Raw genomic sequence first — 13,427 nt, forward strand, 5'->3', positions numbered from 1 at the left:
TTGTAGTATCGTCGCGGCGTATGGGGTCCTCCAACGTCTGGATTCTCGGCGGCTACCAGAGCGACTTCAGTCGCAACCTGAGTCGCGAAGGCCTCGATTTCGCAGACCTCACCACCGAGGTGGTCGCCTCGACCCTTGACGCCGCGGGCGTTGACGCCGACGCGATCGACGTCGTACACGTCGCCAACGCGTTCGGCGAGTTGTTCGCGCGCCAGGCTCACCTCGGGGCGATGCCCGCCACGGTGCACGAAGGGCTCTGGGATACGCCGTCGTCGCGGCATGAGGCGGCCTGTGCCTCGGGCAGCGTCGCGACACTGGCCGCGATCGCCGACCTGCGCTCCGGCGCATACCGCACCGCGTTGGTGGTCGGCATCGAGTTGGAGAAGACCGTCCCGGGCGACACCGCTGCCGAACACCTCGGCGCGGCGGGCTGGATCGGGCACGAAGGCGCCGACGCGAAGTTCATGTGGCCCAGCATGTTCGCCCGCGTCGCCGACGAGTATGACAAGCGGTTCGGTCTCGACGAAAGCCATCTGCGCGCGATCGCCTGCCTGAACTTCGGCAACGCACGATCGAATCCCAACGCCCAGACGCGCGGCTGGAACGTTCCGGATCTGCGCGCGGGCACAGACGATGAGGTCAACCCTGTCATCGACGGCCGGCTGCGTCGGTTCGACTGCAGCCAGATGACCGACGGAGGTGCCGGTGTGGTCCTGGTGACCGACGACTACCTGCGCGACCACCCCGACGCCCGCCCGATCGGGCGGATCGACGGCTGGGGGCACCGCACCGTCGGGCTGGGCCTGCAGCAGAAGCTGGACCGCTCCTCCGACGAGCCCTATGTGCTCCCACATGTCCGCGGCGCCGTGCTCGACGCGTTCGGCCGCGCCAACGTCGGCCTCGACGACGTCGACGGCTTCGAGGTGCACGACTGCTTCACGCCGAGCGAATACCTCGCGATCGACCACATCGGGCTCACCGGCCCGGGCGAATCGTGGAAGGCGATCGAGAACGGCGAGATCGAGATCGGCGGGGCGCTGCCGATCAACCCCAGCGGCGGGCTCATCGGCGGCGGCCACCCCGTCGGCGCATCGGGGGTGCGGATGCTGCTCGACGCGGCCAAGCAGGTCAGCGACAAAGCCGGTGGCTATCAGGTCGAGGGCGCAAAGACGTTCGGCACGTTGAACTTCGGCGGTAGTACGGCCACCACGGTCAGCTTCGTCGTCGGATCGGCAGAGGAGTTCTGATGGATGTCGAGGTGGTTGGCAAGTACCTGTCGACGCTGCCCGAGGACGACGACCATCCGTACCGGACCGGCCCGTGGCGGCCGCAGACCACCGAGTGGGATGCCGGCGATCTCACCGTCGTCGACGGCGAGATCCCGTGTGATCTGGACGGGGTGTACCTACGCAACACCGAGAACCCGCTGCATCCATCGTTGAAGTTCTACCACCCGTTCGACGGCGACGGCATGATCCACGTCGTCGGCTTTAGGGACGGAAAGGCGTTCTACCGCAACAGGTTCATCCGTACCGACGGGTTGCTGGCCGAGAATGAAGCAGGCGGCGCGCTGTGGCCGGGTCTCGCCGAGCCTGTGCAGGCCGCCAAGCGTGACTACGGCTGGGGTGCGCGGACCCTGATGAAGGACGCTTCAAGCACCGACGTGATCGTGCACCGCGGCACCGCACTGACCAGCTTTTACCAATGCGGAGACCTCTACCGCGTCAACCCGCTGACAGCCGAGACCGTCGGCAAGGAAGATTTCAACGGCGGCTTCCCGACCGAGTGGGGCGTGTCAGCACATCCGAAGGTCGACGACGCCACCGGCGAACTGTTGTTCTTCAGCTACAGCAAGCAGGCGCCGTACATGCGCTACGGCGTGGTCGACGCCGGCAACGACCTGGTGCATCTCACCGATATCCCACTGCCCGGCCCGCGGCTGCCCCACGACATGGCGTTCACCCCGAACTACGCGATCCTGAACGACTTTCCGATGTTCTGGGACCCCAGGCTGCTCCAAGCCGATATCCACCTGCCCGGCTTCCATCCGGAAATGCCCTCGCGGTTCGCGGTCATCCCGCGTCGCGGCGGGCCGGACGACATCAGGTGGTTCGAGGCCGACCCGACGTTCGTGCTGCACTTCACCAACGCCTACGAGGACGTCGACGAGATCGTGCTCGACGGCTTCTACGAGGGCGATCCCGCACCGGTCGACAGCCTGACCGGTGATCGTTGGCAGAAAGCCTTCCGCTTCCTCGCGCTAGACCGGCTGCAGACCCGGCTTCGTCGCTGGCGGTTCAACCTCGTCACCGGCGCCAGCACCGAGGAGCAACTGACCGACACCATCACCGAGTTCGGCAGGATCAACTCGGCCTACGGCGGGCTCGACTACCGCTACACCTACGCCGCCTCGGCCCGGCCGGGCTGGTTCCTGTTCGACGGCCTCGTCAAGCACGACCTGAAGACCGGCGCCGAGGAGCGCTACTCATTCGACGACGGTGTCTACGGCAGCGAGACGGCGATGGCGCCGCGCGTCGGCAGCACGGGCGAGGACGACGGATATCTGGTGACCCTGACCACCGATATGAACGACGACGCGTCCTATTGTCTGGTGTTCGACGCGGCCAGGGTAACCGACGGCCCAGTGTGCAGACTACAACTGCCCGAGCGGATTTCCAGCGGCACCCACTCGACGTGGGCCGACGGATCATCGCTGCGGCGCTGGCACGACACCGACGACGCAGCCGCGGCGATCGGGCTGTAGGTGGTGCGTTCGGAGCCGAACGCTGTCGCCAGGATGCTCGGAGTGCTCGGCGACGAGTGGACGCTGCTGGTGCTCCAGCAGGCCCTGACGGGCGCCACCCGCTACGGCAATTTCCAGTCGCGCCTGCCGATCTCGCATTCGGTCCTGTCGAACCGTCTCAAGTCGCTGGCCGACGACGGATTGCTGGAACGCCGTGTCTATCAGACGAACCCGCCGCGCTTCGAGTACCTGACCACCGCGCGGAGCCGCTCGGTGTGGCCTGTGCTGGTGTCGATCTGGGAGTGGGAGCGGCGCTGGGTGCCCGAGCACGCCGGCGCCCTGCCCGCGATGCGGCACACCGGTTGCCAGGCCGAGTTCTCCCCGCAGCTGACCTGCCGCGCATGCGGCGAAGCCGTCAACGACAAAGACGTTGTCGCACAATGGGGTCCGAGCGGTTCCTGGCCGCGCTCGGTGCCGACGTCGGCGACCAGGCGACGATCGGATCAACGCCAGGCCGGGCTGTTCCCCCAGACGATGAGCGTGCTCGGCAACCGCTGGGGCTTCGCGCTGCTGGTCGCCGCGTTCGTCGGGATGAGCCGGTTCACCGACTTCCAGACCCAGCTCGGTGCCCCGCCCGGGTCCCTCGCCGACCGACTCTCCCTCTTCGTCGCCAATGGGGTGCTCATCGCAGCGGACGGACGTTATGGCCTCACCGAGAAGGGCCGTGCCCTCTTCCCCGTTCTCATCGCCGCGCTGCAGTGGGCCCAGCGCTGGTTCCCTGCGCCGGAAGGACCGGCGGTTCTGCTGACACACACGGCGTGCGGCAGACGCTTCACCGCAGTCGTCACCTGCGACCAGTGCACCCGGCCGCTGCACGGCGCCGAGGTCGCGGCCCGGTAGCCCCGCGCCTTGAAAAAATGCGCCGAAAAGCGATCTGTCAGCGGTTTCGCACTAGCACTCGTCAGGCGAGAGTGCTAATATCGGCGCTGCACAGTGATTTGGCTGCCCGCCAGGGTGGCGGGCTCTTGAGACGACGTGGGAGGTGAATTGCTGTGCTTCGTTTTGATCCGTTCAGTGACCTTGATGCATTGACCCGGGGCTTCCTTACCAGCCAGACCGGATCAAACCGCACTCCTCGGTTCATGCCGATGGACCTGTGCAAGATCGACGACCACTACGTGCTGACCGCCGACCTGCCCGGTGTCGACCCCGGTTCGGTCGACGTCGATGTCGACAACGGCACGCTGACGATCTCGGCACACCGCACGGCACGCAGCGACGACTCCGCTCAATGGCTGACCAATGAACGCTTCTTCGGCAAGTACCGGCGTCAGCTGTCCCTCGGCGAGGGGGTCGACACCAGCGCCATCTCGGCGACCTACGAGAACGGCGTGCTCACGGTGACCATCCCGATGGCCGAACGCGCGAAGCCGCGCAAGATCGACGTCGCACACGGTGGCGCCCAGAAGAGCATCACCGTCGACGCCGACTAGTACCGCTGCTGCGACGGGTCGCGGCGCTAGCCGTGGCGGTCCAACCGGAACTGCAGATGCGTTCGAACGGTGGGCCACTCGACATCCAGGATCGAGTACACCGCGGTGTCGCGCCGCGTCCCGTCGGGCACCAACTGGTGGCTGCGCAGCACGCCGTCGAGCTTTGCGCCCAGCCGCTCGATCGCTGTTCGGCTGGCGAAGTTGAAGAGGTGGGTGCGGAATTCGACTGCCACGCAGTGCAATACCTCGAAGGCGTGGGTCAGCATCAGCAGCTTGGTCTCTGAGTTGATGCCGCTGCGACGTGCCGACGCGCCGTACCAGGTGTTGCCGATCTCGAGCCTACGGTTGGGCGGGTCGACGTTGAGGTAGCTCGACGAGCCGACCAGAGTGCCGTCGAGGCGGCGCACCACGAACGTCACCCCGGTGTCCGGGCTCTGCAGCCCGAGCCGCATGTTCACCCACTGGGCGGCGGTCTGCGGCGACGGTGCGCCGGTGAACCACAGGGCGCCCACATCACCGTCGGCCGACGCGGACGCGATCTCCGGAACATGCTCACGGCTAAGGGGTTCCAGCCTCACCCAGCGTTTACCCGTCAACGTCACCGGTTCGATGAAGCCGCTCATCGCCGCCGCCCGACCGATGACCACGCCGCCACCATCGTCCACACCGACAGTGCGATGGCAAGGACGGTCACGGCCGAGCTGATGTAGAAGCCGTAGGCTGCGGACACCGGCCCATGAACATACAGCCGGTAATACCACAACGTCAGAACCGCGATCAGCACCGAGATCGCCAGGGCCGCAGACGATGCCGCGCGAGCCGACAATCCGCGCGCCGCCATCGCTCCCGCGACGAGCAGCGTGGAGGCCAGAAGTGCGATCAATTGACCCGCGCTGAAGTGGGGCGGCAGCGTCAGATTCCCCTGCACCCCGCCGACGGCATTGGCGCGACCGCCGCCGGCTGCTTGCGTGGTCAGCCAGGGCAGCCACACGACGACCGCGAGGATGGCGGCACAGAACGCCACCAGCCAGCCCGGGCTCAGTCGAAGCATGAGTCGACACTATCGGGTGTGGCGCATGGTCCAGGCCAGTGCGTGATCGGCGACGTCCTGCCAGCCGTCGAGCACCGTGATGAGGTGCGGCCTGCCGTGGAACACCTTGAAGTCCGTCGGCGCCGACGAGCGCCGGTACCGATTGAAGTTCTCATAGACCACCGACTCCGGAATGACGTGGTCGCGGTCGCCCGCGATCAACAGCAGCGGCGCGCGGTCGGAATTCGCGAAGTCGATCGCACTGGCCGCTCGCGCCCTCGGGAGGAAGTCTGCGGCGGCCACGTCGAACAGCACGCTGCCCGGAGCGGGGATCGCCAGCTTCTCGTGCCAGCGGTCGGAGTCGGCACGCGGAATCGTGTTGGCGAACACGTAGTGAAAGTGGGACGGGCTGATCGGCACGGCTTGGCCCCGGTTACGGGGATCGCGCAGCCACGGCCATACCGACCGCCACATCGACAGCGGCGCCCGCAGCACGCCGCGCGGCTTCGACGGCGCGATGGCCACCCCCGCCACGCCCAGCCCGCGGTCGAGCAGCAACTGCGTGACCAGTGCGCCCATTGAGTGCCCGATGATGATCGGTGCGTCGGGCAGGGAGCGGACGAACGCGTCGAAGTGGTCGGTGGCCGCGGCCAATCCGATACCGGGGTCTGCGGGCCAGTCCGGTGCGTGCACGATGCGGTCGGCCGCCCGATACGTGTCGACCCAGCCCTGCCAGCTATCGGCCGACAACCACAGCCCGTGGATCAGCACAATCGGCGGCGCGACATTCGACATCGTCTCTAGTGTGGGTCTTTGACACGACATTGAGGGCGGTAATGCGATGAGCGAATTACCCGATTGGGCGCAGCGGCTCGATCTGTCACCTCACCCCGAGGGTGGCTGGTACCGCGAGACGTGGCGCAGCGGGTTGACGATGCCGCAGTCGGCGCTACCGCCCGACTACGCCGGCGCGCGCAGCGCCGGAACCGCAATCTTGTTCCTGCTCATGCCCGGCCAGCAGTCGGCCTGGCACACCGTGCGCAGCGCGGAGCTGTGGCTCTATCACCGCGGAAGTCCGCTGCTGCTCGAGGTCGGCGCCGAACAATCGACTGCGACAACGCATCTGCTCGGGGCCGACATCGCAGCGGGCGAGGGGCCGCAGCTTGTCGTCCCGGAGGGGCACTGGCAACGCGCCCGTCCGCGGGACGACGAGCCGTCGCTGGTCAGCTGTGTCGTGGTGCCCGGCTTCGACTTCGCGGACTTCGCGTTGGGCGCTCCTACCGACTGAGCAGCCGTACCGCCGCCGAAACCAGTGCGGCGTTGTCGGGGGCGGTGGAGCCATCGGGCAGCAGCAGGGTGTCCTCCAGCCCGATCCGCGTCTGTAAGCCGCGTGCGCCCGCGTGTTCCAGCAGCGGCCAACAGCTTTCGTTCATACCGTGCAGCAGGACGGGAGCCGGCGAACCGGCCGCCAGCACCTCGCGCAGTACGGCGTCGGCGGTGGCGGTGTCGCCGTCGGGACCGAGTTCGACCATCACCCGCATGCAGTGCGCGACCATCTCCGACTTCGCCCACGCCGCAGCCGCCTCGGCGTGGAAGATGCCGACCTCGACGCCGACGCCCATCTGCAGCAACTGGTGCGCCAACGGCTCAGATCCGGGCTCGTGCCAGTTCACCGACGCGAAATCGGGCAACACCGTCCAGCCCTCCACGGTGCGCAGCCGTTCGTCGGGATCCGACATCGCCCAGAAGCCCGTCGTCACCCCGAGCGGCAAGCCCGGCATAGCGTGTCGCACCGCGTCGACCGCCGCCGCGACGACCTGGGGTTGCAACGAGTCGACGCCGTCGACGGTCTTGGGGTGCACGTGCACCGCCTTGGCGCCCGCCCGGTGCGCGTCGACCGCCGCCGCGGCGAGTTGGTCGGGACTCACCGGCAGATTCGGGTGCTGATCCGGGGTGCGGGCACCGTTGAGGCATGCCTTGAGGTAGCTCACGAGCCGTGGCATGCCCCCATTCTCCACCGCTGGGTTCAATATTTTCACTGCTGACACTGAGACGTAAAAGCCCCTTTCCTCCGGCGTGTCGGGTCCTTTTGCGTTCCCCAGCTGGCGCGTGGGCCCAGCTCGCGCTAAGAGGTGACCCCGAGAACGCGAAGGGCGTTCTGCTTGAAGATCAGCGGCAGCACCTCGGGTTTCATGTCCAGCGCCTCGAAGTCGCGACGCCAGCGGTCCACCTCGATGTAGGGGTAGTCGGTGCCGAACAGCACCTTGCCGCTCAGCGCCCGGTTGGCCGCGCGGACCAACTGCGGCGGGAAGTACTTCGGCGACCAGCCCGACAGGTCGATGAACACATTCGCCTTGTGCTGGGCGATGGCGATCTGCGCGTCGACCCACGGCACCGCGGGGTGAGCCATCACGATCGTCAACTCGGGGAAGTCGGCGGCGACGTCGTCGAGCAGCATCGGGTCGGAGTAGCGCAGCTTGACCCCGTGCCCGCCGGGCAGCCCGGAGCCGATGCCGGTCTGGCCGGTGTGGAAGAGCACGGGCACGCCTGCCTCCGCGATCGCCGTATAGATCGGGTAGTGGACACGGTCGTTGGGCTCGAAGCCCTGCAGGCTCGGATGGAACTTGAAGCCCTTGACGCCCAACTCGATCTGTCGCTGCACCCCGGCGACGGCGCGGCCACCGGTGAGCGGGTCGACGGAGCCGAACGGGATCAGCACGTCGTTGTTGCGCGCTGCGCCCTCGATGAGGTTCTCCACGGAGTTGGGTTCACGACCGGACGCGGTCTGGGAGTCGATGGTGAACACCACCGCAGCGGTGTTGCGCTGCCGGTAGTAGTCGGCGACGGAGTCGACGGTGGTCGGTTCGGAGTCGAGCTTGAAGTACTGCTTCGTCGCGGTGATCAGCTCGTCGTCGTACGCGCAGTGGCCGTGGTCATCGGCCTCGATGTGAGCGTGGATGTCGATTGCGTCGACGGCATCGAAATCGATGCCGTATGCGTACTTTTCCCCGGCCATCGTTGCAGCCTAGTCTCTAACGATGTCGTACAAGATCGACCAAGATGTGCTGGCCGCGGTCGCCAAAGAGGTCGCCGCACAACCCTTGGCGGGTGGCGAGCTCATCACGCGGACGACGGAGCTACTTGCCGCGGCATATCCCGATCTGATCGATGCAACGCCTGGCCGCTGGGTGGGCAGCAAGGCGGGTGGGATCCTGGGCAAGGTGCGCTTCCTGTACTTCAGCCCACGCGAATATGTCGTGATGTTCGGGTCTCCCACTGGCACACAGGGATTTTCGGGCCGTTACAAGCACGTCGACATCCACAAATTCCTGATCGCGGGCCAAATCGATTCCTACGACCTGGAATCAGACGACCTGACCCCGATGACACTTCGTCCGGGCGAGCACACCTGCCTTGAGAGGGGCCGGGCGCGCGGGCTGACCATCGCGCCCGGCTCGTTCCACATCGAATACGGCCGCGGGGCGGTGATGACGACGCTGCCGTTCGCGATGGTCGACACCTTGTTCGTCTCGCTGGAACTCGAATCGGTCCGTCGGTCGACGGTGGAGTTCGGCAGGCTCGTCGCCAAACGCTTCAGGCGCCGGCGAAAACCCTCTTGAACCTGTCCAGCGACTCGCGGATGTCGCCCTTGAGGGCCGCGGCCACCACCATGCCGATCGGGCCGAACAACGCGGGCCCGCCGAGGTGGACGTCGAACGTGACGGTGGACCCGTCACCGGACGGCTTGACCTTGCCGATCAGCTTGACCTTCACGCCACCGACGCCTTCGCCGTTGAGCGTCATCGCCTCGGGCGGCTTGAAGTGGACAATGGTCCAATTGATCCGGTTGGGCATGCCCTTCACTTCGACGATGGACACGATGACCGTGCCCTTCTCCAGGGTTTCGGGCAGCTTGCTGCGCCACACCCGGTGAATCGTCAGCCATTCCTTGAAACGGGACAGGTCAGATGCGCACTCCCACGCCTTCTCCGGCGGCAGTGGAACGTCAACGGAGACGGACAGTTTGGCCATAGATCTACGGGGTCTGCGGGTTTGTCTTGTCGACGGCCTTCTTCGCAGCGTCCTGCACCTTGGCGACGTGGCCGGTGTACTTGCCCTGGGTCTTCTTGTCGACGATGTCGCCTGCCTTGTCGATCGCGGTGTCAACCTTGTCGGCGTTCTTGGCTACCAGGCCCTTTACCTTGTCTAGAAATCCCATGGGGTCACCCTACCGCTACCTCCAGAGCCGTCGTCGTTCGCCGATGAACGCGCCCTGAACCCACCACAACATCTCGATGACAACCGCGCCCACGACCCCGATCACCAGCGCAACAGTGGTCACCGCGACGTTCGAGGGATCGAGCATGAATACCTTCTGAGCTAGCGGAATGGAGAAGATCACCAGATACGCCAGACCCGAGAAGGCGACCAGCGCCACCCGCCACCACTCGTAGGGGCGGGCCACGACGGCCAGCACCCACAGCGCGGTCACCAGCAACGTGATCAGCGCTGCCGTCGAGGCCTGCGTCTGCTGTTGTGCTCCTGCTTCGCGGCCCTCATAGGCCGCCAGGTAGGACGCGAAGGTCGCGGCGCCGACGATGACCCCGGACGGCAGCGCCTGCGTCATCACGCGCCGGACGAAGTCCGGGTGCGCCCGCTCGTTGTTGGGCGCCAGCGACAGGATGAACGAAGGAATGCCGATGGTGAACCAGGCCGCGATGGTGACGTGAATCGGCTGGAACGGAAACAACAGCGGGTCGGAGCCGAAGAACTTCGACGCCAGCCCCGCGAATCCGACCAGGACGGCGAGCAGAACCGAGTAGACCGTCTTGGTCAGGAACAGGTTCGAGACGCGTTCGATGTTGCCAATCACCCTGCGGCCCTCGCCGACCACATGGGGCAGTGTCGCGAACTTGTTGTCCAACAGCACGATCTGGGCCACCGCACGTGATGCCGCGCTGCCCGCGCCCATCGCGACGCCGATGTCGGCGTCCTTGAGCGCCAGCACGTCGTTGACGCCGTCGCCGGTCATCGCGACGGTGTGTCCACGTGACTGCAGCGCATGGACCATGGCGCGCTTCTGATCGGGCCGCACCCGGCCGAAGGTGGTGCACTCCTCGAGTGCGTCGGCCAGTTGGTGAGGCTCCGACGGCAGCTCGCGGGCGTCCATGGTCGCGCCCGCCAGGCCGAGCGAACCCGCTACCGCACCGACCGACACCGCGTTGTCACCGGAAATGACCTTGATCGAAACGTTCTGGGAGGCGAAGTAATCCAAGGTGTCGCGGGCGTCGGGCCGGATCCGCTGCTCGAGCACCACCAACGCGACGGGTGTCACCGTGCCCGGTGCGCCCGGGTGGTCGACGGGCAGGTCGCTCGACCCGAGCAGCAGCACCCGCACGCCTCGGCTGCCGATCCGCTCGGCCTGCTCGGCGACTGCAGACGCCGGGTCGAGCAGCACGTCCGGCGCACCGATCACCCAGTTCCCGTTGTCGCCGTAAGACGTCCCGCTCCATTTGGTCGCCGACTTGAACGGTGCGCTTGCACTGGCGGTCCAGCCCGGCGGCATCTTGTAGGCCTCACCGATGGCGGCCATGCTGGCGTTCGGGCGCGGGTCGTCGGCGGCCATCTGCGCGAGCACGTTTTCGACGTCGCCCTCGTCCAACTGCTGCAGATCCGACACCCGCATACCGTTCTCGGTCAGCGTGCCGGTCTTGTCGGCGCAGACCACGTCGACGCGGGCCAGGCCCTCGATAGCGGGCAGCTCGTTGACCAGGCACTGCCGCCTGCCGAGCCGAATCACGCCCACCGCGAAGGCAATCGACGTCATCAGCACCAGGCCCTCGGGCACCATCGGCACCAGTGCGCCCACCATCCGCAGCACCGAATCCCGCCAACCGGCATCGGTGGTGAACAGTTGGGTGTAGATGATCAGCAGGCCTGCCGGGACGAGCAGATAGGTGATGAACTGCAAGATCTTGTTGATCCCACTGCGCAGTTCGGATTTCACCAGCGTGAACTTGCTGGCTTCTTCGGCGAGCTTGGCGGCGTAAGCCTCTCGGCCCACCTTGGTGGCCCGGTAGGCACCGCTGCCCGCGACGACGAAGCTACCCGACATCACCCGCTCGCCCGCATCCTTGGCGATCGGGTCGGCTTCGCCGGTGAGCAGCGACTCGTCGACCTCGAGGTTGGCCTCCTCGACAATCTCGCCGTCGACGACGATCTGGTCGCCGGGACCGAGTTCGATGATGTCGTCGAGCACCACTTCGCTCGGCGCGCGCGGCTCGGTGCCGGACACTCGGCGCACCATCGGTTTCGCCTGCCCGACTATGGCGAGCCGGTCCAGCGTCTGCTTGGCGCGCAGCTCCTGGATGATGCCGATCGCGCTGTTGGCGACGATCAGCAGCCCGAACGCGCCGTTGATCACCGAACCGGTCGACAGCACGATGATCAGCAGCACGCCGAGGATCGCGTTGATCCGCGTGAACACGTTGGCGCGCACGATCTCCGAGACGCTGCGCGCGGCTCGTGTCGGGACGTCGTTGGTCTGGCCCTCGGCCACCCGCTGGGCAACCTCGGCGTCGGACAGACCGGCGACGACGGCGATCGTCATCGGGTGAATGTCCCCTTGCCGTCCTCGTCGTAGTACTCCAGTGTCAGCTTGTTCTGATCAAACGTCGCCTTGCCGACCGACCCGGGTGGCGAGTTCTCGCTGACCCACTCGTAGGTGAACACGTTGCCGTCCCAATTCATCAGCGGCACAGACAACTTCTTCCCCAGCTCGAGGTGCAGATTGCCGTCTTTCTCGCTGACCCTTGCTGGGCCCCAGTAGGCGTTACTGTACGTACCGACGTAGGACGCGCGCGGCGCTGACGGCGCCGGGTTCGCGGGTGGTTTTCTACCGGAGAGGGAGCCGACCGGCTCCTCCATCTGCTTGAATACGTTGTTGTACAACGTGTACCAATCCTCGCGAACCTCGCCGAACTGCACGCGGTCGGCGAATTCGGCGGTGAGCGCCTCGGGAACTCCCGACGGCGTGGCGTTGGTGAGCGCGACGATCGCCACATCGGCCGACGGGATGATCACGAAGTTCGTCCCGGAGCCGAGTTCGAACGCGCCCGAGTGACTCAGTGAGGTGCGCGCCGCCGATGTGGTACCGACGTTGAAGCCGAAGCCGTAAAAACCGCTGCGCATCGCCGGTTCACTCGGCGGGCTCGACAGGATCTGCGGACTCACTGCGGGCAGAAGAGCTTTCGCGTCGACGATCTGCTTGCCCTGGTAGCTGCCATCGGCCAACATCAGCGCCAGCCAGTGCGTCAGGTCGTTAACCGACGAACTCACCCCGCCCGCCGGCGCCTGCGGTTGAGGGTCCCTGACATAGCGCGGTTCATAGCGGCCGTCGATGTGGATGTGCCCGAGCGCGCGATTCTTCCGGCCTTCGAAGTCGGCGAACCGAAAGCTCGTCGAGGCCATGCCGAGCGGCTTGAACAGCACGTCGTCAGCGAGGTCCTCCCACGACTTGCGCGCGTTGACGGCCACCGCCTCGGCCGCCGACGTCAGGCCGAAGTTGGTGTAGGCATAGGAGATCCGGAACGGGTCCAGCGGCTGGTCGCGAAGCCGCTCGAGCACGTAGCGCCGGTCGTACCCCAGATCGTCGAGCATGTCGCCGGCGTGGTCGGGCAGCCCGGACCGGTGGGAAAACATGTCGCCGACGCTGACCATCTTGGTGATCACAGGATCCGACAGCGCGAACCACGGCAGCTTCGATACGACCGGCGTATCCCAGCCGATCGCCTTCTCACTCACCTGCTGCGCCACCACGGTCGAGGAGATTGACTTGGACAGCGACGCCAGCTGAAACACCGTGTCCGAGTCGACCTTTTCACCCTTCTTGATGTCCTTGACACCGAAACCCTTGGCGTAGACGGCTTTCCCGCCATGAACGACGGCTACGGCCATGCCCGGGATGCCCGACTTCTTCATCAGGCCGTCGGCGATGCCGTCGATCTTGGCGATCGCGTTCTCGATCGCGTTGTCCGGCAACGGCATGGCGGGTACGAGCGGTGGCGGGATCTCAGACAGCGTCGGCGCCGTCTCCTGCGCCGACGGCTTGGTGTCCTGGGCGGGTCCGGAGCCGCAGGCCGCCACCATCGACATCGTCGCG

The 13,427-nt window shown here is 66.4% G+C and carries 15 protein-coding genes; 6 read left to right on the forward strand and 9 right to left on the reverse strand.

Annotated features, from left to right (window positions below):
* The first annotated feature begins 20 nt into the window (after positions 1-20).
* The 4 genes from C6A82_RS22185 to C6A82_RS22200 all read left to right on the forward strand — a co-directional run bounded on the left by C6A82_RS22185 (position 21) and on the right by C6A82_RS22200 (position 4,236).
* On the forward strand, positions 21-1,247 hold the full coding sequence (locus C6A82_RS22185) for an acetyl-CoA acetyltransferase (RefSeq protein ID WP_105345070.1): 1,227 nt from the start codon (positions 21-23) through the stop codon (positions 1,245-1,247).
* Positions 1,247-2,764: a carotenoid oxygenase family protein gene (locus C6A82_RS22190; protein ID WP_105345069.1), complete on the forward strand. Its 1,518-nt coding sequence runs from the start codon at positions 1,247-1,249 to the stop codon at positions 2,762-2,764. The genes C6A82_RS22185 and C6A82_RS22190 overlap by 1 nt, the downstream gene beginning before the upstream one ends.
* Positions 2,765-2,797: 33 nt before the next feature.
* Positions 2,798-3,643 carry a helix-turn-helix domain-containing protein gene (locus C6A82_RS22195; protein ID WP_105345075.1) on the forward strand — a complete coding sequence of 282 codons (846 nt, stop codon included), beginning with the start codon at positions 2,798-2,800 and terminating at the stop codon, positions 3,641-3,643.
* 152 nt (positions 3,644-3,795) lie between these two features.
* Positions 3,796-4,236, forward strand: a complete 441-nt coding sequence (locus C6A82_RS22200; RefSeq protein WP_105345067.1) for an Hsp20/alpha crystallin family protein — start codon at positions 3,796-3,798, stop codon at positions 4,234-4,236.
* Between the two features lie 26 nt (positions 4,237-4,262).
* On the opposite strand, the gene C6A82_RS22205 is transcribed toward C6A82_RS22200, so the two are convergent.
* The 3 genes from C6A82_RS22205 to C6A82_RS22215 are packed head-to-tail and all read right to left on the reverse strand — an operon-like array spanning position 4,263 to position 6,061.
* Positions 4,263-4,859 carry a GNAT family N-acetyltransferase gene (locus C6A82_RS22205; protein WP_105345074.1) on the reverse strand — a complete coding sequence of 199 codons (597 nt, stop codon included), beginning with the start codon at positions 4,857-4,859 and terminating at the stop codon, positions 4,263-4,265.
* Positions 4,856-5,287 (reverse strand): hypothetical protein, encoded by a 432-nt coding sequence (locus C6A82_RS22210; RefSeq protein ID WP_105345066.1) that lies wholly within the window; start codon positions 5,285-5,287, stop codon positions 4,856-4,858. Before C6A82_RS22210 ends, C6A82_RS22205 begins: the two co-directional genes overlap by 4 nt.
* Before the next feature lie 9 nt (positions 5,288-5,296).
* Entirely contained in the window at positions 5,297-6,061 is a 765-nt protein-coding gene (locus tag C6A82_RS22215) for an alpha/beta hydrolase (RefSeq protein ID WP_105345064.1), read from the reverse strand.
* Positions 6,062-6,107: 46 nt separating this feature from the next.
* On the opposite strand from C6A82_RS22215, the gene C6A82_RS22220 reads away from it, so the two are divergent.
* Entirely contained in the window at positions 6,108-6,554 is a 447-nt protein-coding gene (locus tag C6A82_RS22220; RefSeq protein WP_105345063.1) for a cupin domain-containing protein, read from the forward strand.
* Here the strand turns inward: C6A82_RS22220 and C6A82_RS22225 are convergent.
* On the reverse strand, positions 6,544-7,269 hold the full coding sequence (locus C6A82_RS22225) for a 3-keto-5-aminohexanoate cleavage protein (RefSeq protein ID WP_105345061.1): 726 nt from the start codon (positions 7,267-7,269) through the stop codon (positions 6,544-6,546). The genes C6A82_RS22220 and C6A82_RS22225 overlap by 11 nt on opposite strands.
* Before the next feature lie 122 nt (positions 7,270-7,391).
* Positions 7,392-8,282 carry an amidohydrolase family protein gene (locus tag C6A82_RS22230; RefSeq protein ID WP_105345059.1) on the reverse strand — a complete coding sequence of 297 codons (891 nt, stop codon included), beginning with the start codon at positions 8,280-8,282 and terminating at the stop codon, positions 7,392-7,394.
* A 22-nt stretch (positions 8,283-8,304) separates the two neighbouring features.
* On the opposite strand from C6A82_RS22230, the gene C6A82_RS22235 reads away from it, so the two are divergent.
* Positions 8,305-8,886, forward strand: a complete 582-nt coding sequence (locus tag C6A82_RS22235; protein ID WP_105345057.1) for an isomerase — start codon at positions 8,305-8,307, stop codon at positions 8,884-8,886.
* Here the strand turns inward: C6A82_RS22235 and C6A82_RS22240 are convergent.
* From C6A82_RS22240 to C6A82_RS22255, 4 genes are read right to left on the reverse strand one after another with little or no spacing between them, the layout of a single operon-like run.
* A complete protein-coding gene (locus C6A82_RS22240) occupies positions 8,861-9,298 on the reverse strand; it encodes an SRPBCC family protein (RefSeq protein ID WP_105345055.1) in 438 nt (145 codons plus the stop codon). The two genes, C6A82_RS22235 and C6A82_RS22240, sit on opposite strands and share 26 nt — an antisense overlap.
* Before the next feature lie 4 nt (positions 9,299-9,302).
* On the reverse strand, positions 9,303-9,485 hold the full coding sequence (locus tag C6A82_RS22245) for an antitoxin (protein WP_105345053.1): 183 nt from the start codon (positions 9,483-9,485) through the stop codon (positions 9,303-9,305).
* A 15-nt stretch (positions 9,486-9,500) separates the two neighbouring features.
* Entirely contained in the window at positions 9,501-11,876 is a 2,376-nt protein-coding gene (locus C6A82_RS22250; RefSeq protein WP_105345051.1) for a cation-translocating P-type ATPase, read from the reverse strand.
* Positions 11,873-13,414 carry a serine hydrolase gene (locus C6A82_RS22255; protein WP_396836833.1) on the reverse strand — a complete coding sequence of 514 codons (1,542 nt, stop codon included), beginning with the start codon at positions 13,412-13,414 and terminating at the stop codon, positions 11,873-11,875. Before C6A82_RS22255 ends, C6A82_RS22250 begins: the two co-directional genes overlap by 4 nt.
* Positions 13,415-13,427 lie beyond the last annotated feature (13 nt).

It is taken from the genome of Mycobacterium sp. ITM-2016-00318 (assembly GCF_002968285.2).
In the GTDB taxonomy this organism is placed as follows: Bacteria; Actinomycetota; Actinomycetes; order Mycobacteriales; family Mycobacteriaceae; genus Mycobacterium.